Here is a 21074-nt window from a genome sequence, read left to right as displayed (position 1 = left end):
CGGTTCCCTTGGTGCTAGAGGCGCTCGGCCACGTACTCGGTCAGGTCGACGAGACGGTTGGAGTAACCCCACTCGTTGTCGTACCACGACGCGACCTTGACCGTGTTGCCGATGACCTTGGTGAGGCCCGCGTCGAAGATCGACGAGTGCGGGTCGCTGACGATGTCGGTCGAGACGATCGGGTCCTCGGTGTACTTGAGGATGCCCTTGAGGGGACCCTCGGCTGCAGCCTTGTAGGCGGCGTTGATCTCGGCGACCGTTGCGGTCTTCTCGAGCTCGACGGTGAGGTCGGTGATCGAGCCGGTGATCACGGGCACACGCAGGGCGTAGCCGTCGAGCTTGCCGACGAGCTCCGGGATGACCAGGCCGAGGGCCTTGGCCGCGCCGGTCGAGGTCGGGATGATGTTCGCGGCGGCGGCGCGGGCGCGACGGAGGTCGCTGTGCGGGCCGTCCTGCAGGTTCTGGTCGGCGGTGTAGGCGTGGACCGTGGTCATCAGACCGCGCTCGATGCCGAAGTTGTCGAGCAGCACCTTGGCGAGCGGCGCGAGGCAGTTCGTGGTGCACGAGGCGTTCGACAGGATGTCGTTGACCGCGCTGTCGTAGGTCTCCTCGTTCACGCCGAGGACGATGGTGGCGACGTCGTCACCGGTGGCCGGAGCCGAGACGATGACCTTCTTGGCGCCTCCGGCGATGTGCTTGCGCGCATCCTCCGACTTGGTGAAGCGGCCGGTGGACTCGATGACGATGTCGACGCCCAGCTCACCCCACGGCAGGTTGGCCGGGTCGCGCTCTTCGAGGACGATGATCGGCTTGCCGTTGACGACGATCTTGTCGCCGTCCAGCTCGACGGTCGCGTCGAGACGGCCCGTGATCGAGTCGTACTTCAGAAGGTGTGCGAGCGCCTTGTTGTCGGTGAGGTCGTTGACGGCGACGATCTCGAGGTCGCTGCCTTTGGCCAGAGCCGCGCGGAAGAAGTTACGACCAATGCGACCGAACCCGTTGATTCCGATCTTTACGGACACAGATGTCTCCTGTTACTGAGAGGCGCCGACGGCGCACTTGTATGGGATGAAAACGGACGGCGGTGTCCCGGGAGGCAACCCTTCCGGGACACCTCTCCCCGCTACGACAGTAGCAGCAGGCCCGATGTCTTTTCGCGCGCCCGGGTGAAGCGCTCGTTAACGTCGCCCCAGTTCGTAATGTTCCAGAACGCCTTTACGTAGTCCGCCTTGACGTTCACGTAGTCGAGGTAGAACGCGTGCTCCCACATGTCGAGCAGCAGCAGCGGGATCGTGGCCGCGGCGAGGTTTCCCTGGTGGTCGTAGAGCTGCTCGATGATCAGCTTCTGACCGAGGGAGTCCCACGCCAGGATCGACCAGCCCGAGCCCTGGATGCCCAGGGCCGACGCGGTGAAGTGCGCACGGAACTTGTCGAAGGACCCGAAGAACTCGTCGATCGCCGCGGCCAGTTCGCCGGTGGGCTTGTCTCCGCCGTCGGGCGACAGGTTGTTCCAGAACACGGTGTGGTTGACGTGGCCGGCGAGGTTGAAGGCCAGGTCTTTCTGCAGCTTGTTCACGTACGTGAGGTCGTCGGCGTCGCGAGCCTCGGCGAGCTTGGCGATCGCGGTGTTCGCACCGTCGACATAGGCCTTGTGATGCTTGTCGTGGTGCAGCTCCATGATCCGACCGCTGATGTTCGGCTCAAGCGCCGAATAATCGTACGGAAGGTCTGCGAGCGTGTAGTCAGCCATTACTCATCTCCTCATATGGTTCCCGGCCCGAGCGGTTCGGAGCGGGCTTCGAGCGACATTTTCAGTCTAGTAAGGGCAACCGATTCGACCAGGGGTTGCTTCCCGGACGTTACACCTCGTCGAGGTCGGCCGGGAGGTTCGCGTCCGTCCCGGGGATTCCTTCGTCTGCAGCGCGCTTGTCCGCCATCGCGAGCAGCCGGCGGATGCGACCGGCGACCGCGTCCTTCGTCATCGGCGGGTCGGCGTGGTGGCCCAGCTCGTCGAGGCTCGAGTCGCGGAAGTTGAGGCGCAGCTCGCCGGCGTAGCGCAGGTGCTCCGGCACCTCGTCACCGAGGATCTCGAGGGCGCGCTCGACGCGGGCGCAGGCGGCGACGGCGGCCTGGGCGGACCGGCGGAGGTTGGCGTCGTCGAAGTTGACGAGGCGGTTCGCGGTCGCGCGCACCTCGCGGCGCTGACGCAGCTGCTCCCAGTTCTCGACGGTCTTCGTCGCACCCATGTGCACGAGCATCGCGCTGATCGCGTCGCCGTCGCGGATGACGACCCGGTGCACACCGCGCACCTCACGCGCCTTCGCGGCGACACCGAGACGGCCGGCGGCGCCGACGAGGGCCATCGCCGACTCATTGCCGGGGCAGGTGACCTCGAGAGCGGCCGAACGGCCGGGATCGGTCAGCGAGCCGTGGGCGAGGAAGGCGCCTCGCCAGACGGCGGCCAGTTCGTCGCGGGAGCCGGTGGTGAGGCGATTCGGCAGGCCACGGATCGGCCGGCGACGGGCATCCAGCAGGCCGGTCTGGCGGGCGAGCGTCTCGCCGCCGTCGAGCACCCGTACCAGATACTGGCTCGTGCGCCGAAGCCCGGAGGCGGAGATCACTGACACTTCGCTGCGCACTCCGTAGAGTTCTGCGAGGTCTTTGCGCACCCGACGGGCGAGCTCAGGGGTGTCGAGTTCGCTCTCCACCGCGATCCGGCCGCTGATCAGGTGCAGCCCACCGGAGAACCGCAGGATCGTTGCGAGCTCCGCCGCGCGGACCGTGGTCTTGCTGATCTCGACCTTGGTGAGTTCGTCTTTGACGTCGGCGGTGAGAGCCAATCGGGTTCCTATCTGTCGTGTCGGCCGTTGTGCGGCCGTAAGTCGGTGGCCGGCGTCATTCACGGCCGAGATCGCGGTGTTTCGTGTTCACCGCGACCCCCGGGAGTTCCTGCAATCGAGTGGCGAGCTCTTCCGCAATCGCCACCGAACGGTGCTTTCCCCCCGTGCAGCCTACAGCGATCATCGCGTGCCGTTTGTTCTCACGCTGGTAGCCGGCCAGGATCGGGCGCAGCGCGGCGACGTACGCCTCGACGAACTCCATCGCGCCCTCCTGCTCGAGCACGTAGTCGCGCACCACCTCGTCGAGCCCGGTGAACGGGCGCAGTTCCGGGTTCCAGAACGGGTTCGGAAGGAAGCGCGCATCCGAGACGATGTCGGCATCAGGCGGCAGTCCGTACTTGAACCCGAAGCTCATCACCGTGACCTGCACGCCGGCCGTGTTCTCGGCAGCGAACGTCTCGGTGATGTTGGTCGCGAGCTGGTGGATGTTGAGGTCGGAGGTGTCGACGATGATGTCACTGGCCTCGCGGATCTCGCGCAGCCGGGAGCGCTCGGCGGAGATGCCGTCGAGGATCGTGCCGTCGCCCTGCAGCGGGTGAGGGCGCCTGACCTGCTCGAAGCGCCGCACGAGAACCGAATCGGTGGCCTCCAGGAACAGCACGCGCACCTTGGTGCCCTCGCGCAGGCTCTGGATCATGTCGCGCAGATCGGTGAAGAAGTTGCGGCCGCGCACGTCGACCACCGCGGCGATTCGGGGCAGCGTCGACCCGGCCCGGTTCGCGAGTTCGATGAGGGGCCGAAGCATCTGTGGAGGCAGATTGTCGACCACGTACCAGTCGAGGTCTTCGAGCGCATTCGCAACCGTCGACCGCCCTGCCCCCGACATTCCAGTGACGATCAGCACTTCTTGCTGCTCGTTGTCGGTGCTCATCAGGCGCGCTCCTCGTGCTCGGTGGTGCCCCCAGCCTATCGACTGGCGAGTCGTTCATGGATGGCCCCAGCAAGGGTGGGGCCGACACCGCGCACCTCGGCGATCTCGTCGACGCTCGCCTTCCTCAGCTGGGCGACGGAGCCGAAGTGCTTGAGCAGCTCCTTCACCCGGGACGGCCCGAGACCCGGGATCTCGCCGAGCACCGACCCGATGTCGCGCTTGCGCCGTGCGCGCTGGTACGTGATGGCGAAGCGGTGCGCCTCGTCTCGGATGCGCTGGATCAGGAAGAGCGCATCACTGTTGCGCGGCAGGATGACCGGGAAGTCGGAGTCGGGGAGCCAGAGCTCCTCGAGTCGCTTCGCGATGCCGACGAGCTGGATGCCCTTCACCCCTGACTCCTCGAGCGCACGCCGCGCCGCCGCGACCTGTGGCTGGCCGCCGTCGACGATCAGCAGATTGGGCGGGTAGGAGAACTTCTTGCGCCGCTTCTCGGCCGCCTCCTGGAGCTCGGCGTCGATATCGATCGTCGGATCGTCGCCCGCGTCGTCGTCGCCCGCGCCGTCCGCGCCGGCGTCGATCGCCGACGCACCGTTCGCCGACGCACCGTTCGCCGACGCACCGTTCGCCTCCTGGACCTCCTGGGCCTCCAGCGCCGGGTCCTTGAGGTAGGCGAGCCGGCGCGTGATCACCTGGTAGATCGACTCGGTGTCGTCCGTCGACTCCGGGATGCTGAAACGACGGTACTGGTCTTTGCGCGGGAGGCCGTCTTCGAACACGACCATCGAGGCGACGATGTTGGTCCCGCTGAGGTGCGAGACGTCGTAGCACTCCATCCGCAGGGGCGCGTCGAGCATGCCCAGCGCATCCTGGATGTCATTGAGCGCCTTCGAGCGCGCGACGAAGTCGGAACTGCGGCGGGTCTTGTAGAGAATCAGCGCGTTCTTCGCGTTCATCTCCACGGTCTGCACGAGCGCGGCTTTGTCACCGCGCTGGGCCACCCGCAGCGCGACCTTGCCGCTGAGCGAACCGCGCGGCGAGGCGGGATCGCCGATCTCGTGCCGGCGCGCGGTGAGCCACTGCTCCAGTTCGGCGGCGTCCTCGGGGAGCTCGGGGACGAGGATCTCGCGGGGCGGGGCGTCCGACCCCTCGTAGGCGTTCTGCACGACGGTCTCGACCAGGTCGCCGAGCTCGACGTCGAGTTCCTTGTCGACCACCCAGCTGCGCACACCGCGTATCCGGCCGCCGCGCACGATGAACTGCTGCACGGCGGCGGCGAGCTCGTCGTGGGCGATGCCGAAGACATCCGCGTCGACGTTGTCGGGCAGCACGACGGCGCTCTTGCCCATCGCGGCCTCCAGGGCCTGGATGGCGTCGCGGTGGCGGGCGGCGGCCTCGTAGTCCTGCGTGCTCGCAGCTTCGCGCATCCGCTCGTTGAGGGCGCGGATGTATTTCGTGTCGTTGCCCGCCATGAACGACACGAAGTCCTCGGCGAGTTCGCGGTGCTCCTCCGGGCTGACCCGGCCGACGCAGGGTGCGGCGCACTTGCCGATGTCGCCGAGCAGGCAGGGCCGGCCGGTGAGCTCGGCGCGACGGTAGACGCCGTCGGAGCAGCTCCGCACGGGGAACGCCTTCAGCATCAGGTCGACAGTGTCGCGGATCGCCCAGACCTTCGTGTACGGGCCGAAGTACCGCGCGTCCTTGATGCCGCGATTGCGGGTCACCATGACGCGCGGGATGCGGTCCCCCAAGGTCACCGCCAGGTACGGATACGACTTGTCGTCGCGGAACTGCACGTTGAACGGCGGGTTGAACTCTTTGATCCAGGTGTACTCGAGCTGCAGGGCCTCGAACTCGCTCGCGACGACCGTCCACTCAACCGAGGCAGCGGTGGTGACCATGCGCCGGGTGCGGTCGTGCAGGCTCCGCAGCGGCTGGAAGTAGTTGCTCAGCCGCGCACGCAGGTTCTTGGCCTTGCCGACGTAGAGCACACGCCGATTCGGATCACGGAAGCGATAGACGCCGGGCTGTGTGGGGATCTCCCCGGCCTTCGGCCGGTAACTGACGGTGTCTGCCACGCGGGTATCCTACGCAGCGCCCCGGGCGCTCTCCGCCCCCTGCAGGATCTCCTTGAGGAAGTAGCCCGTGTGGCTGCCCTTGGCGTCCGCGACCTGCTCCGGCGTGCCCGTCGCGATCACCTGGCCGCCGCCGGCGCCGCCTTCCGGACCCATGTCGATGATCCAGTCGGCCGACTTGATCACATCGAGGTTGTGCTCGATGCAGATCACCGTGTTGCCCTTGTCGAGCAGCCCGTTGAGCACGAGGAGCAGCTTGCGCACGTCTTCGAAGTGGAGACCGGTGGTGGGCTCGTCGAGCACGTAGACGCTGCGTCCGTTCGATCGACGCTGCAGCTCCGTGGCCAGCTTCACACGCTGCGCCTCGCCGCCGGAGAGCGTCGTGGCGCTCTGGCCGAGCCGCACGTAGCCGAGGCCGACGTCGACCAGCGTCTGCAGGTATCGGTGGATCGCCGAGATCGGCTTGAAGAACTCCGCCGCCTCGCTGATCGGCATGTCGAGCACCTCTGCGATGTTCTTGCCCTTGTAGTGCACGGCGAGCGTGTCGCGGTTGTAGCGCGCTCCCCCGCAGACCTCGCACGCGACGTACACGTCGGGGAGGAAGTTCATCTCGATCTTGATCGTGCCGTCGCCCGAGCACGCCTCGCAGCGCCCGCCCTTGACGTTGAAGCTGAACCGACCGGGCAGATAGCCGCGGGTCTTGGCCTCGATCGTCTCCGAGAACAGGGTGCGGATGCGGTCGAACACACCGGTGTAGGTCGCCGGGTTCGAGCGCGGGGTGCGGCCGATCGGCGCCTGGTCGACGTGCACGACCTTATCGAGGTTGTCGAGACCGGTGACGGTCTTGTGCTTGCCCGGCAGCTTGCGGGCGCCGTTGAGCTTGTTCGCGAGCACCCGGTAGAGGATGTCGTTGACGAGCGACGACTTGCCCGATCCGCTCACGCCGGTGACCGCGACGAAGGTGCCGAGCGGGAAGTCGACCGTCACCTTCTTGAGATTGTTGGCCTCGGCGCCCACCACCGAGATCATGCGCTTCTTGTCGATCTTGCGCCGTTTCGAGGGGATGTCGATCTCTTTGCGACCCGCCAGGTAGTCGCCCGTGAGCGACTTCGTGTTCGCCAGCAGATCGTCGTACGAACCCGAGTGGACCACATGGCCGCCGTTGACTCCCGCGCCGGGGCCGATGTCGACGATCCAGTCCGCCGTGCGGATGGTGTCTTCGTCGTGCTCGACCACGATGAGCGTGTTGCCCAGGTCGCGGAGGGCGACCAGCGTGTCGATGAGCCGGCGGTTGTCGCGCTGGTGCAGGCCGATGCTGGGCTCGTCGAGCACGTAGAGCACGCCGGTGAGGCCCGACCCGATCTGGGTCGCGAGCCGGATGCGCTGCGCCTCGCCTCCGGAGAGGGTCGCCGCGGCGCGCGACAGGTTGAGGTAGTTGAGCCCGACCTGGATCAGGAAGTCGAGACGCACCTTGATCTCGCGCAGCACCTGTGCGGCGATCTTCTCCTCGCGCTCGGTGAGGTGCAGCTTGTCCATGAAGCCACGGGCGTCGCTGAGGCTCAGCTCCGCCGCGTCGGCGATGCTCGCGCCGTGCACGAGAACCGCGAGGACCTCCGGCTTGAGCCGCTTGCCGCCGCACACCGGGCACGGCACCTCACGAAGGTACTCGGCCCAGCGGGCGCGCTGCGTGTCGGTCTCGGCCTGCAGGTACTGGCGCTCGATGTAGGGGACGACGCCTTCGAACCCCGAGGTGTAGCTCATCTCGCGGCCGTAGCGGTTCTTCCACTTGACCTTGACCTCGAAGTTGTCGCCGCGCATCACGGCCTCGCGCACCTGCTGGCTGAGCTTGCGCCACGGGGTCTTCAGCGAGAACTTGAGGTCGCGGGCGAGGCCGTCGAGCAGCTTCTCGTAGTAGTTGAAGAGCCCCTTGCCCTGGGTGGTCCAGGGGATGATGACGCCTTCGGCGATGCTCAGGTCGTCGTCGCCGAGCAGCAGATCCTCGTCGACCGACATGCGCGTGCCGAGGCCGGAGCACTCGGGGCACGCACCGAACGGCGCGTTGAACGAGAAGGTGCGCGGCTCGATCTCGGTGAGCTGGATGGGGTGGTTGTTCGGGCACGACAGCTTCTCGCTGAACGTGCGCCACGCGTCCGGGCCCTCTTCGTCGACGAAGTTGATCTGGACCAGGCCGTCGGTGAGACGGAGCGCCGTCTCGAGCGAGTCCGTGAGACGGGTCAGCAGCTCCGGCCCGGCGACCAGGCGGTCGACCACGACGGAGATGTCGTGCTTGTACTGCTTCTTCAGCACGGGCGGATCGCTGAGCTGGATCTGCTCGCCGTCGACGATCGCACGCGAGTATCCGCTCGCCGCGAGCTCCTTGAAGAGGTCGACGAACTCGCCCTTCTTCTGCGAGACGACGGGGCTGAGCACCTGATAACGGGTGCCGGGCTCGAGCTCCATGAGCTGGTCGGCGATCTGCTGCACGGTCTGCCGCTGGATGGGCTCGCCGCAGATCGGGCAGTGCGGAACACCGATGCGCGCCCAGAGCAGACGCATGTAGTCGTAGATCTCAGTTATCGTGCCGACGGTCGACCGCGGGTTGCGGTTGGTGGACTTCTGGTCGATCGACACCGCCGGGCTGAGACCCTCGATGAAGTCGACGTCGGGCCGGTCGACCTGGCCCAGGAACTGACGCGCATATGCGGACAGCGACTCGACGTAGCGGCGCTGCCCCTCCGCGAAGATCGTGTCGAAGGCGAGGGACGACTTGCCCGAGCCCGACAGGCCCGTGAAGACGACCAGCGAATCGCGTGGGATCTCGAGGTCGACATTGTGCAGATTGTGCACGCGTGCGCCCCGGACGCTGAGGTGGGATCCGGTCACCTTACTGATACTCACTCGATCAATTCTCCGCTAGTTGTGGGTGGTGCCTGGCCGTGTTCGCCGAGCGCGCATCGAAGATATGTTCGATTCTAACCGATGGGGCGCACACGGGACCCCGGGCACGCGGCGAGTCTATGCCGCACCACCGACATTGCAAGGTCAGTCCCGGGGCCTCCGGAGGAGCGGCCCCGCGAGCGCGATCACCAGGACCACGAGAGCCGCCGCCGAGACCGCCGCCAGCCAGAGCACGGATGCCCGCGAGAACGCCGTCGTCAGCGCTAGCGCGCCGGCCGCGACGAGCTGCACCGGCGCCTGGATCAGCAGGAAGCGCCGCGCACTCGGCCCCAGTGACGCCGGATGGACGAGGGCGCGCGGGCTCACCACGAGCATCCACGACGCGAGCACGTGAAGCGCATGCGCGCCCGCGATCAGCACGTAGGGTCGCCAGTCACCCACGGACTGATCGCGAAGGAGCACCGTGAACGCCAGGAGCCCGATGAGGAACCACGCGGTCAGCCAGCGCGGCATCGCGATCGCGAGCGCCGCGAGCACGAGGGCGACAGCCACCCATTGGGTCTCGGCCTCCGCCAGGCAGAGCGCGACTGCGACGGCACCGAAGGCCACGCGCAACCACCAGCCGGGGAAGACGCGTCCGATCCCGAGCGCGGATTCCACCGCGACCGCGTCGCCGGCCCGCGGCGCAGCCGGCGCATCCGGCGCGCCCGGTACGACAGGGCCCTCCGTCGCGCGGGTCATCGCGGCCGCCTGGGCATGCTCAGCTCGCGGAGCCGCGCACCACGGGTGTCGCCCGCCTCGTCCTGCCATCGCATCACGTCGATGCCGCCGGCCGCGAGCCTCCGGAACCGCAGAGTGCGCTCCAGCTCGACCACCCGGAGCGCCACGCGGTCGCGCGGAGTGAGATCCGAGGTGAGCCGGTCCGGCAGCGTGTCGACGGCGATCACCCGATGCCCGGCGGCGCGCCAGACGAGGGCGAGGCCGAGTGCCTGCTCGTCGAGGAACGTCGACAGCACGAAGACGAGCGCGCCCGGTGCGAGCACGGGCGCGCGGACGCGCTCCGTGGCGATGCCGCGCGGCCCGGTCCGGGCGACGGCGCGGAGCACGCGCTGAAGATGCCGGGAACCCGAGCGCGGCGGGATCCCCCGGCGGGCGTCCGCCAGGTCGTCGAACCCGACCCGGTCGCCGGCCGCCGCGTACGCGCTCGCCAGGCTGGCCGCCGCCTCGCGGGCGAGATCCTGCGAGCCGATACCGGGGCGGGGGTACGCCGCCGCCCAGTCCGCGACCCGGCCCGTGAGGTCGTCGCGGCTGTCGATGACGAACTGGATCGCCGCATCCGACGTCGCCATCGTTCGCCTGACGTAGAGCTCCCCCGCAGTCTGCGCCCGGCGCGCTGTCGCCTTCCAGTCGATGCGTCGCAGGCGATCCCCGGCCGCGAACAGCCCGACGTCGCGGAACTCGCCGCCGTCCCCGGGGCGTGCCGAATCGTGTGGTCCGGTGAGTCCGATCAGGCGCGACGGGAGCGGCAGGCTGCGTACGGCCCGCACGCGCGGCGCCACGACGCGTTCCGCAGTGACGGGTGGTGTCGGCTCGGTGACGATCGCGGCATCGGCGCCGATCATCCTGGTCTCGACGGAGACCAGGCGCTGAGGGCCGGAATGCCCCGCTGTCAGGGTTCCAGTGAGGCGCTCGGCACGGCGACGGGACACCACCGCGTCGATCGGCGGCTGCCCCCTCAGCGAGATCCGAAGCTCCACCGCGTCGGCTCCGGCATCCGACGTCGCCTCGACCGTCGAGGTCAGCCGAGCCCCGCCGGCCGCGTCCACCCTCGCCGAGACACCGACCCGCGCCTGCTCCCCCGGACGTCGATCCCAGGCGATCGCGGCGGACACGAGCAGCGGGATGCCGACGAGCGCCAGATCGACGCGCGACGCGAAGAACCCGGCGGCGGCGCAGACGACGCCGACCACGACCGCCGCGGCGACGGCCGGGCTGAGGTTCCAGCGCGCTGTGAACCAGGTCAGCCGGCGCGCTCGCGCGGCGTCCGCCTGCTCCTCCGCCTGCTCTCCGGTCACACCGTCGGTCCGTCCTGGCCGCTCGCCGTCACATGCGCTCGGGTTCCGACGACGGGCGGCCCGGCCACCGAGTTCACGACCTCGTCGACCACCTGCACGGCCTGCACACCGCTCGTCCAGGCCTGAACGGTGAGGGTGAGTCGATGGGCGAGCACGGCCCCGGCGACCGCCTTGACGTCGTCCGGGATCACGAAATCGCGACCGGCCATGACGGCCCGCGCCCGCGCCACCAGCAGCAGTCCCTGCGAGCCGCGCGGCGACGCCCCGACCTCCACCGCCCGGTGCCGCCGCGTCGCCGTGGCGAGGGACACGCAGTACGCCGCGATGTCCGGGTCCACGTCGACCAGCTCGACGCCGGCCTGCATCGAGCGCAGGGTCGCCGCATCGATGACGGCGTCGACCGAGGCGCGCTCCCTGCGCCTGCCGACCCGCGCGAGCAGCACCCGGCGCTCCCCCTCCGGATCCGGGTAGCCCACGGCGAGGCGCACCATGAACCGGTCGAGCTGCGCTTCAGGCAGAGCGTAGGTGCCCTCGTACTCGATCGGGTTCGACGTGGCCACGACGTGGAACGGCCGGGGCAGCGGGAAGCTGCGTCCCTCGACGGTCACCTGGCCCTCGGCCATCGCCTCGAGCAGCGCCGACTGCGTCTTGGGTGACGTGCGGTTGATCTCATCCGCCAGGAAGAGCCCCGTGAAGACAGGACCGGGCCGGAACTCGAACGTACCCGACGACGGCACATAGACGTACGAGCCGGTGATGTCGGCCGGGAGCAGGTCTGGCGTGCACTGCAGCCGGCGGAACTCGAGCCCGATCGCCGACGCGATGCTGCGGGCGGCCAGCGTCTTGCCGAGCCCCGGCACGTCTTCGAACAGCACGTGACCGCCGGCCAGGATGGTCGCCAGGGCCAGCTCGAGCGCGGGCCTCATGCCGACCACTACGGTCGACACGCGCTCGAGCACCTCTTCGCTGAGCCGGGCGATGTCCGCGACCGCCAGCGGCGTCGCGTCGTCGATCATCGTGTCGTCATCGGTCATCGGGGTTCTCCTCGGGATGGGCTCGGGGTGGCGGGCGCGCCAGTGGCGGTCGGGACAGTGCCGGTCGGAACAGGGCCGGTCGGATCGGGGCCGGTCGGATCCGGGCGGGCCGCGCCAGAGCCGACCGCGGCCACGCCCGCGTCAGCGGTGAGCGGGCCGGGACGAGCGGCGGCCAGCCGGTCGAGGCGATCGAGCACCGACGCGTACGTGGCGCGACGGGGCAGCTCCGACGACCCACGCCGGATGATGCGCAGCACGTCCGCACCGAGCACGCGCTCGATCTCGGCGCGGTCGCCCGGCGCATCGAGGTCGAGACCGTGCAGTTCGAGCGCCTGCGCGGTCAGGGTGCGCAGCCGTCGTACCGCCTCCGGCGCGACGGTGCCGCGGCGGGTATGAAGCGCCCAGCCGAGCTGCACCACATCACGCCGCGATCCGTCCCGCTGAACGAGCGGGTCGGGCGCACGCTCCACGCCGGCCTGGTCCCCCACCATCGACAGGCAGGCCGTGGCGGCGAAGACCACCCCGCCGATCCCGAACGCATGGGCGACGTCGACGCCGAGATACCAGGAGGCACCACCCACCACGAGGGCGAGCACGAGGCACCAGATCATCCGCCGGCGGTAGGGCGGCCGCAAGAGTGACCGCCGTCGTTCGATCGTCGTCATCGCGCGGCTCCCCCACCCGCCCCTGAGCGGCCGCGGGCGACGCCCGTGCTCCAGGATGCCTGCAGCGCCTCGATCGCCGACGTCGCGCGCGCCAGGTCCGCGGAGGTCACCGGAGCGTCGCCGAACCGCGCGCGCAGATAGAGGTCGAGCAGTGTTCTGGCCGCCGAGCGGTCAGCGCCGACCCGCGCCAGCACCCGCGCGGCGAATTCGCCAGGGGTCTCGGCGGGCAGGCGCCGCACGCCCGAGTCCTCCGCCGCGTCCTGCAGGCTCAGCCACGCCTGCTCGATCGCATCGCGCGGCTCGCGGTCGTCGTCGAGGAGGTCGAGCGCTCGGTCGAGGCCACGGCGCAGCTGCGGTGCATCCGGCTCGGCCTCCGGGGCGGGCTCGACGTCGCCGAGCGCTTCGACCTCCAGCTCTACGTCCGGGTCGGGCGTGCGCTGCAGGCGCTTGCGCACGGCCCGCCAGATCAGGATGGCGACCACTCCGAGCACCACGACGGCCACCAGCAACGCGAGCCACGACAGGTCGATGCGGGTGATGTGCTGTGCAGCCGGAGGGGCGCTCGCGCGCGGCCCCGGCGTCTGCGTGATAGCGATGCTCGGCGCCGGCTGCGGAGCGAACTCGGGCACCCAGACGATCCCGCCGAGCACCGGAGCGCCCTGCAGAGCCACGGCCAGGATAATGAGCAGAGCGAGCGCGGAGCACACGAGGAGCGTTCGATGATGCTTCATCGGCCGTCCCGTCGCGTCCCCATGCTGCCACCGTATCGCGGCCGGTCAGGTGGATGCTGCAGGAGCCTCGACGGGCGGCGCAGGAGCGTCAGCCGAGGTGGCCCGCCTTCTCCATCTGGCGCAGATCGCGCTTCAGGTCGCCCAGCTCGTCGCGCAGGCGCGCGGCCAGCTCGAACTTCAGCTCGGCGGCGGCCGCGAGCATCTGATCGTTGAGGTCGGCGATCAGCGACTCGAGCTCCGCACCGCCCTGGGCGGCGATTCCGCCCTTGCGCAGATTCGGCGTCGGGCTCTTCTTCTTGGCGTCGCGTCCCGCGAGCATCGCGGCGGTGTCGGCGCCCTCGCGTGCGAGTACGTCGGTGATGTCGGCGATCCGTTTACGCAGCGGCGTGGGATCGATGCCGTTCACCCGGTTGTACTCGAGCTGCCGGTCGCGTCGGCGGTCCGTCTCTTCGATGGCGTTCTTCATCGAGTCGGTCAGGACATCGGCGTACATGTGCACCTGGCCGGAGACGTTGCGCGCCGCGCGTCCGATCGTCTGGATGAGCGACGTCGACGATCGCAGGAAGCCTTCTTTGTCGGCGTCGAGGATGGCGACGAGCGAGACCTCGGGGAGGTCGAGGCCCTCTCGCAGCAGGTTGATGCCGACCAGCACGTCGTAGACGCCCGCGCGCAGCTCGGTGAGCAGTTCGACGCGGCGCAGCGTGTCGACGTCGGAGTGCAGGTAGCGCACCTTGACGCCGGCCTCGGCGAGGAAGTCGGTGAGCTCCTCGGCCATCTTCTTGGTGAGCGTGGTGACGAGCACGCGCTCGTCGCGCTCGACCCGCTGCCGGATCTCCTCGAGCAGGTCGTCGATCTGCCCCTTGGTCGGCTTGACCACGATCTCCGGATCGACGAGGCCGGTCGGGCGGATGATCTGCTCGACGATGCCGTCGGCGATCCCCATCTCGTACCGACCGGGCGTCGCCGACAGGTACACGGTCTGCCCCACCCGGTCTTTGAACTCGTTCCACTTCAGCGGACGGTTGTCGAGCGCGCTCGGCAGGCGGAAGCCGTGCTCCACCAGGGTGCGCTTGCGCGACGAGTCGCCCTCGTACATCGCCCCGATCTGCGGAACGGTCACGTGCGATTCGTCGATGACGACGAGGAAGTCGTCGGGGAAGTAGTCGAGCAGGCAGTTCGGGGCCTCGCCGGCCGAGCGGCCGTCGATGTGCCGCGAGTAGTTCTCGATGCCGGAGCAGAAGCCGATCTGCTCCATCATCTCGATGTCGAACTGGGTGCGCATCCGCAGCCGCTGCGCCTCGAGCAGCTTGCCTTCGCGCTCCAGCTCGACCAGCCGGTCGTGCAGTTCGGTCTGGATCGTTCCGATCGCACGCTGCATCGTCGCGGGGCTCGCGGCGTAGTGCGTCGCCGGGAAGATCGAGACCGCGTCGACCCGGTCGATGATGTCGCCGGTGAGCGGGTGCAGGGTGTAGATCGCCTCGATCTCGTCGCCGAAGAGCTCGATGCGAACGGCGTGCTCCTCGTACACGGGGATGATCTCGATGGTGTCGCCGCGCACCCGGAACTTGCCGCGCGAGAAGTCGACGTCATTGCGCTCGTACTGCATGCCGACGAACCGCCGGATCAGCTTGTCGCGTCCGACGTTCTCGCCCACCTGCAGCGCGACCATCGCCTCGAGGTACTCCTCCGCCGCGCCGAGGCCGTAGATGCAGGACACGGTGGACACGACGATCACGTCGCGCCGGCTGAGCAGCGAGTTCGTGGTCGAGTGCCGCAGTCGCTCGACCTCGGCGTTGACCGAGGAGTCCTTCTCGATGAAGGTGTCCGTCTGCGGGACGTACGCCTCGGGCTGGTAGTAGTCGTAGTAGGAGACGAAGTACTCGACGGCGTTGTTCGGCATCAGCTCGCGGAACTCGTTCGCGAGCTGCGCCGCCAGGGTCTTGTTGTGCGCCAGCACGAGCGTCGGCCGCTGGACCTGCTCGATGAGCCATGCGGTCGTCGCGGACTTTCCGGTTCCGGTGGCGCCGAGGAGCACGACATCCGTCTCGCCGGCATTGATGCGACCCGCGAGCTCGGCGATCGCCTGCGGCTGGTCGCCGCTGGGCTGATACTCGCTCACGACCTCGAAGGGACGGACGGCGCGCGTGGGTTCCATAGCTCAAGTCTAAAGAGCACCACCGACATCGGGCTCGGGATGCGCTCAGAGCGGAACGGGCGGGAAAAGCCGAACGGGCATCCGGTCAGGCGGTCAGCCGGCTCCAGAGCAGATCGGTCTGCTCGAGCGTCTGCTCCAGCGTGCCGTCGGTGTCGATCACGATGTCCGCCACGGCCAGGCGCTCGTCGTCCGACGCCTGCGACCCGATGCGTCGCTCCGCCTCCGCACGCTCCATGCCGCGCAGCGCGACCAGCCGCTCCACCCGGGTGGCCGCATCCGCGTGGGCGACGACGACGAGGTCGAACGGATAGGCGTTGGCCGACTCGACCAGGAGGGGCACGTCGTAGACGACCACGGCATCGGGGTTCTCGGCGGCGGCCTGCTCGAACCGGGCGGTCGACGTGCGGAGCACGGCGGGGTGGGTGATCGCGTTCAGCCGCAGCCTGGCCTCCTCGTTCGCGAAGACGATCGCTCCGAGAGCGGGCCGGTCGAGACTGCCGTCTGCCGCGATGACTCCGGGCCCGAACGCCTCGGCGATCTCGGCGAGGGCGGGGGTGCCCGGCTCGACGACCTCGCGGGCGATCCGGTCCGCGTCGACGACGACGGCGCCGTTCTCGGCGAGGCGACGGGCGATGGTCGATTTGCCGGAGGCGATCCCGCCGGTGAGTCCGATCAGCTGCACTCCCCCATGCTAGGCGAACCGCCGCCGCGCGAGAGTGCCGTTAACGCCGGAACGGCCGGCCCCGAAGGACCGGCCGTACCGTGACGTGCTGCTCGATCAGTTGTTCGAGCTGAGCTTCTCGCGCAGAGCGGCGAGCGACTCGTCGTCGGCGAGGGTGCCGGCCGAGGTCGGCTCGCTCGAGAACGTCGAACCACCGGTGGATGCACCTTCGGTGGCAGCCTCCTCGAGACCCTTGGCGACCTGCTTCTTGTGGGCCTCCCAGCGAGCCTGGGCTGCAGCGTAGTCCTGCTCCCACTTCTCGCGCTGGGCCTCGAAGCCTTCCTTCCACTCGTTCGTCTCGGGGTCGAAGCCCTCCGGGTACTTGTAGTTGCCCTGGTCGTCGTACTCGGTGAGCATTCCGTAGAGCGCCGGGTCGAACTCGGTGCCCTCGGGGTCGACGCCCTCGTTCGCCTGCTTCAGCGAGAGGGAGATGCGACGACGCTCGAGGTCGATGTCGATGACCTTGACGAAGACCTCGTCGCCGACCGACACGACCTGCTCGGCGAGCTCGACGTGCTTGCCCGACAGCTCCGAGATGTGCACGAGGCCCTCGATGCCGTCTGCGACGCGAACGAACGCACCGAACGGAACCAGCTTCGTGACCTTGCCCGGTGCGACCTGTCCGATCGCGTGGGTGCGGGCGAAGACCTGCCACGGGTCCTCCTGCGTCGCCTTGAGCGAGAGCGACACGCGCTCGCGGTCCAGGTCGACCTCGAGGATCTCGACGGTGACTTCCTGTCCGACCTCGACGACCTCGGAGGCGTGCTCGATGTGCTTCCAGGAGAGCTCGGAGACGTGGACGAGACCGTCGACGCCACCCAGGTCGACGAACGCACCGAAGTTGACGATCGACGACACGACACCCTTGCGGACCTGACCCTTGTGCAGGTTGTTCAGGAACGTGGTGCGGCTCTCGGACTGGGTCTGCTCGAGCAGAGCGCGACGCGACAGGACCACGTTGTTGCGGTTCTTGTCGAGCTCGAGGATCTTGGCCTCGATCTCCTGGCCGAGGTACGGCGTGAGGTCGCGCACGCGGCGGAGCTCGATGAGCGAAGCCGGGAGGAAGCCACGAAGACCGATGTCGACGATGAGGCCGCCCTTGACGACCTCGATGACGGTACCGGTGACGACGCCGTCAGCGTCCTTGATCTTCTCGACGTCGCCCCACGCACGCTCGTACTGCGCGCGCTTCTTCGACAGGATGAGGCGGCCTTCCTTGTCCTCCTTCTGGAGAACCAGTGCCTCGACGGTGTCGCCGACCTCGACGACCTCGCTGGGGTCGACGTCGTGCTTGATGGAGAGTTCGCGGGAGGGGATTACACCCTCGGTCTTGTAGCCGACGTCGAGGAGGACCTCGTCGCGGTCGATCTTGACGACGGTTCCTTCGATGAGGTCTCCGTCGTTGAAGAACTTCAGCGTCTTTTCGACCGCGGCAAGGAAGTCTTCAGCAGATCCGATGTCGTTGACGGCGACCTGCTTGGGTGCCTTGTCGGTCGTTGCGGTTGTCATGTAGTGAGTGCTCCGTTATGGACATAATTCAGGCCGATCGCGTGATGCTGCATTGTTAGTTCCGCGAACGGCAGGCGGATAGAGGTGTCACAAATGTGACAGTCTAGTCTAGCTGTGCGCGGGGGTGCGCGGCAACCCGCGTGCCGTCACGATCTCCCGCACCGCCGGCTCGAGCTCCGGATGGTGGAATTCGTAGCCCGCGTCGAGCAACCGTTCGGGCACCACCCAGCGGCTCTTGAGCACCAGTTCGGTCTCCGTGCGGATCACCGCGGACCCGATCTCGAGCATCCACCGGTACGCCGGCAGGCCGAAGGGCCGGCCGACGACGCGCCGAAGGGTCGCCATCATGGCCCGGTTCTCGACCGGGTTCGGCGACGAGACGTTCAGCACCCCGTCGAGCTCCGGATGCTCGCGCACGAAGTCGATCGTCCCGAGGACGTCGCGGATGTGAACCCAGCTGAACTGCTGCCGCCCGCCGCGCGCACGGAACTCGTGGAAGGTGCCGGCGTTGCGCCGCGCGGCCGTCGCGAACCAGCGACCGTCGCGCTGCGGGCCGCCCAGGCCGAACTGCGTCAGCCGCATCAACGGGATGAGGGCGCTCCCGTCTCCGAGGACGATCGCCATCCGCAGCGCGACGCGCCGGGTGCCTGGCAGGTCGCGGGCGAAGAACGCCCTCTCCCACGCGGTGGCGACATTCACCGAGAATCCGGTGCCGATCTCACCGGTCGCCTCGGCCATCGGCCGGTCCTCCGCGTGACGGTAGATCGTCGCCGTCGAGGAGTTGATCCAGAGCGGCGGCGGATTCACGCTCGCGGCCACTGCATCGGCCAGCGCCCGCGTGGTGTCGAGCCGCGAGCGGAAGATCTCGGCACGGTTCACGTCGTTGTAGCGGCAGTTGACGCTCTTGCCCGCGAGGTTGATGAGGAGGTCGGCTCCGTCGACCACGCGCAGGATGCTCTCGGGGTCGCCCCACGACGCGTCCGGCCCGTTGCGGCCGATCAGCCTGACGGACGCGCCACGGCGACGGAACGCGTCGGCCAGGTAGGCGCCGATGAAACCGGATGCACCGGCGATGACGATGCGCTCGCTCACGCGGTCCGCTCCCCCGTTCGGATCTCGTAGCGGAAGTCCCCCGCGTACTCGTAGAGCCTACCGATCAGCGGCACCTCGACCACGATGGAGACACGCTGCACGTCGCGCTCGGCATCGAACCGTTCGGAGAGCTCCACCCGTGGCGCAGCGAACCGCGGTATCCGGATGCGCACCCGCCCGAACCGCACGCCCACCGCCGTCGAGCTGAGTCGCAGGCCGCCATCCACCACCCTTGCCTCGAAGCGCGCGACGATGCGCTCCGGGCGCCCGAGCCGGTCGACGATGGCTCCGGCGACGACGCCGATCTCGTCGACCATGGTGCGCTCGCCCGAGCGCAGCCCGAACGTGCGCTCGGCCGCCACCGCGGGCTGACCGTCGGCGGACACCACCGGCCGGTTGACGACCGTGAACGCCACGTCGCGTTCCCACACCGGGAAGGCCACGCCGGTACGCGCGGCCACCCAGAGTGCGGGCCACAGCCACCGCCGGGGCGTGCCGACGGTGTCGAACACGCCCCGGCCGAAGCCGTGAGCCGTGGGAGGGATCGCCTCGAAGTACGGCCGGAGACGCGGGTGGAGCCGATCGAGCTCATCGCCGAGCACCGCCCGGTACGGCGACACCGCGCCGGTCTCGCGGCGCGGGCCGCCCGCGTCGTCGCTCACCCGCGGCCGCGTCAGTCGAGCAGTGCCGACTTCAGGGTGTCCAGGCCGACACCGCCGATGTCGAGCGCCTTCTTGTGGAACGCCTTGATGTCGAAGGCAGCGCCTTCGCGGCGGGCGTACTCGTCGCGCAGCTGCTCCCAGATGCGCTGGCCGATCTTGTACGACGGCGCCTGTCCCGGCCAGCCGAGGTAGCGGTTCACCTCGAAGCGCACGAACCCGTCGTTCATGTTCACGTTCTCGCCGAGGAACTGGAAGGCGTACTCGCCGGTCCACGGTCCCGATCCGTCCGGCAGGGGCTTCTCGAGGTGCACGCCGATGTCGAGCACGACGCGGGCCGCGCGCATCCGCTGGCCGTCGAGCATCCCGAGGCGGTCGGCGGGGTCGTCGAGGTAGCCGAGCTGCTCCATCAGACGCTCCGCGTACAGCGCCCAGCCTTCGGCGTGCCCCGACGTGCCCGCGATGCGCCGCCACGAGTTGAGCTGCGCCTTGTTGTAGGTCGCCTGGGCGATCTGCAGGTGGTGTCCGGGAACACCCTCGTGATAGACGGTCGTGAGCTCGCGCCAGGTGTCGAACTCGGTGACGCCCTCGGGGACGCTCCACCACATTCGGCCGGCGCGCGTGAAGTCGTCGCTCGGACCGGTGTAGTAGATCCCGCCCTCCTGGGTCGGGGCGATCATGCACTCCAGCCGGCGGATCTCGGTGGGGATGTCGAAGTGCGACTTTCCGAGCTCCTCGATGGCACGGTCGCTGGTCTCCTGCATCCAGCGCTGGAGGGCGTCGGTGCCGTGCAGCTTGCGGCTCGGGTCGCCGTCGAGGAACGCGATGGCCTCGTGCACACTGGCGCCCGGCTTGATCTCGCGGGCGATCGACTCCTGCTCGGCGACCATGCGCGCGAGCTCTTCGATTCCCCACTCGTACGTCTCGTCGAGATCGACCGTCGCTCCCAGGAAGTCGCGCGAGGCCAGGGAGTACAGCTCTCGGCCCACGGCGTCCTTCTCCGGAGCGTGCCCAGCGAGCTCGTTCTCGAGGAAGTCCGCCAGTTTCGCGTACGCGGCGGCCGACTCCTGCGCTCCCGCGGCGAGGTCGGAGGCGAGCGACGCGGGGAGTTCGCCGTCGCCGGCCTTCGCGTCGCCGGTGAACTCGAAGAAGAAGCCGGTGGAGGCGACCTGCTTCTTCGCCTGGGTCAGCACCTCTCGCACCTGCCGGATAGCCGGGACGTTTCCAGCGGCGATACCGCTGCGCAGCGTCTCGATGTAGCCGTCCATCGCGGCGGGCAGGTTGTGCAGCCGCTTGGCGACGTTCGACCAGTCGTCTTCGGTGTCGGTCGGGACGAGGTCGAAGATGTCGCGGAGCTCCTGCGCCGGCGACGCGATGACGTTCAGGTCGCGTTGGCCGAAGCCGGCGTCGTGCTTCTCGACCTGCAGTTGCAGGTCGCGCGTGAGGTCCATCTTGGTGACGCGATCGATGTCGTCGACGGGCTCCGCCGCCTCGATCTTGGTCAGCGCCTTCTTGACCTCGGCCACGGCGCGTTCGGCGCCGGCCGGCGAGTAGTCGGCGTACTCGCCCTCACGTCCGGGGCGGCCGAGCCACACGTGGAACTCGGGGAACAACTCCAGCTGGGTGTCGACCCACTCCTCTGCGATCGTGTCGATCGGAGTGGGCTCTCGCTTCTCTGCGTTCGTCATGCTT

The 21074-nt window shown here is 68.7% G+C and carries 17 protein-coding genes; all 17 read right to left on the bottom strand.

Annotated features, from left to right (window positions below):
• Positions 1-14 precede the first annotated feature (14 nt).
• The 17 genes from gap to AC1DB1_RS06460 all read right to left on the bottom strand — a co-directional run bounded on the left by gap (position 15) and on the right by AC1DB1_RS06460 (position 21070).
• Positions 15-1022: a type I glyceraldehyde-3-phosphate dehydrogenase gene (gene gap, locus AC1DB1_RS06540; RefSeq protein WP_271178739.1), complete on the bottom strand. Its 1008-nt coding sequence runs from the start codon at positions 1020-1022 to the stop codon at positions 15-17.
• Between the two features lie 101 nt (positions 1023-1123).
• Entirely contained in the window at positions 1124-1750 is a 627-nt protein-coding gene (locus AC1DB1_RS06535) for a superoxide dismutase (protein ID WP_271178740.1), read from the bottom strand.
• A 109-nt stretch (positions 1751-1859) separates the two neighbouring features.
• Positions 1860-2840, bottom strand: a complete 981-nt coding sequence (gene whiA, locus AC1DB1_RS06530; RefSeq protein ID WP_271178741.1) for a DNA-binding protein WhiA — start codon at positions 2838-2840, stop codon at positions 1860-1862.
• Positions 2841-2895: 55 nt separating this feature from the next.
• Positions 2896-3771: an RNase adapter RapZ gene (gene rapZ / locus AC1DB1_RS06525; protein WP_271178742.1), complete on the bottom strand. Its 876-nt coding sequence runs from the start codon at positions 3769-3771 to the stop codon at positions 2896-2898.
• 35 nt (positions 3772-3806) lie between these two features.
• Positions 3807-5846: an excinuclease ABC subunit UvrC gene (gene uvrC / locus AC1DB1_RS06520; protein ID WP_477200203.1), complete on the bottom strand. Its 2040-nt coding sequence runs from the start codon at positions 5844-5846 to the stop codon at positions 3807-3809.
• Positions 5847-5855: 9 nt separating this feature from the next.
• Entirely contained in the window at positions 5856-8741 is a 2886-nt protein-coding gene (gene uvrA, locus AC1DB1_RS06515; protein WP_477200202.1) for an excinuclease ABC subunit UvrA, read from the bottom strand.
• A gap of 144 nt (positions 8742-8885) precedes the next feature.
• Positions 8886-9482, bottom strand: coding sequence for a hypothetical protein (locus AC1DB1_RS06510; RefSeq protein WP_477200201.1), 597 nt, complete (start codon positions 9480-9482; stop codon positions 8886-8888).
• Positions 9479-10816, bottom strand: a complete 1338-nt coding sequence (locus AC1DB1_RS06505) for a DUF58 domain-containing protein (protein ID WP_477200200.1) — start codon at positions 10814-10816, stop codon at positions 9479-9481. The genes AC1DB1_RS06510 and AC1DB1_RS06505 overlap by 4 nt, the downstream gene beginning before the upstream one ends.
• Positions 10813-11850, bottom strand: coding sequence for an AAA family ATPase (locus tag AC1DB1_RS06500; protein WP_477200199.1), 1038 nt, complete (start codon positions 11848-11850; stop codon positions 10813-10815). Before AC1DB1_RS06500 ends, AC1DB1_RS06505 begins: the two co-directional genes overlap by 4 nt.
• Positions 11847-12515, bottom strand: coding sequence for a hypothetical protein (locus tag AC1DB1_RS06495; protein WP_477200198.1), 669 nt, complete (start codon positions 12513-12515; stop codon positions 11847-11849). The genes AC1DB1_RS06500 and AC1DB1_RS06495 overlap by 4 nt, the downstream gene beginning before the upstream one ends.
• Positions 12512-13246: a DUF4129 domain-containing protein gene (locus tag AC1DB1_RS06490; protein ID WP_477200197.1), complete on the bottom strand. Its 735-nt coding sequence runs from the start codon at positions 13244-13246 to the stop codon at positions 12512-12514. Before AC1DB1_RS06490 ends, AC1DB1_RS06495 begins: the two co-directional genes overlap by 4 nt.
• A gap of 88 nt (positions 13247-13334) precedes the next feature.
• Positions 13335-15401 carry an excinuclease ABC subunit UvrB gene (uvrB, locus tag AC1DB1_RS06485; protein ID WP_271178750.1) on the bottom strand — a complete coding sequence of 689 codons (2067 nt, stop codon included), beginning with the start codon at positions 15399-15401 and terminating at the stop codon, positions 13335-13337.
• Positions 15402-15486: 85 nt separating this feature from the next.
• The gene (coaE, locus tag AC1DB1_RS06480) at positions 15487-16083 is read right to left on the bottom strand and encodes a dephospho-CoA kinase (protein WP_271178751.1); all 597 of its coding nucleotides are present in this window, start codon (positions 16081-16083) and stop codon (positions 15487-15489) included.
• Between the two features lie 96 nt (positions 16084-16179).
• Complete coding sequence (gene rpsA / locus AC1DB1_RS06475) at positions 16180-17631, bottom strand: 30S ribosomal protein S1 (RefSeq protein ID WP_271178752.1); 1452 nt, start codon at positions 17629-17631, stop codon at positions 16180-16182.
• Positions 17632-17739: 108 nt separating this feature from the next.
• Positions 17740-18723 carry an epimerase gene (locus AC1DB1_RS06470; protein WP_477200196.1) on the bottom strand — a complete coding sequence of 328 codons (984 nt, stop codon included), beginning with the start codon at positions 18721-18723 and terminating at the stop codon, positions 17740-17742.
• Positions 18720-19385, bottom strand: a complete 666-nt coding sequence (locus AC1DB1_RS06465; protein ID WP_477200195.1) for a DUF4166 domain-containing protein — start codon at positions 19383-19385, stop codon at positions 18720-18722. The genes AC1DB1_RS06470 and AC1DB1_RS06465 overlap by 4 nt, the downstream gene beginning before the upstream one ends.
• A gap of 11 nt (positions 19386-19396) precedes the next feature.
• Complete coding sequence (locus AC1DB1_RS06460) at positions 19397-21070, bottom strand: DUF885 domain-containing protein (protein ID WP_477200194.1); 1674 nt, start codon at positions 21068-21070, stop codon at positions 19397-19399.
• Positions 21071-21074 lie beyond the last annotated feature (4 nt).

Source organism: Leifsonia sp. 10N434 (genome assembly GCF_056394405.1).
The sequence above is the reverse complement of the archived record's forward strand: the minus strand, read 5'-3'. Positions and strand labels throughout refer to the sequence as shown.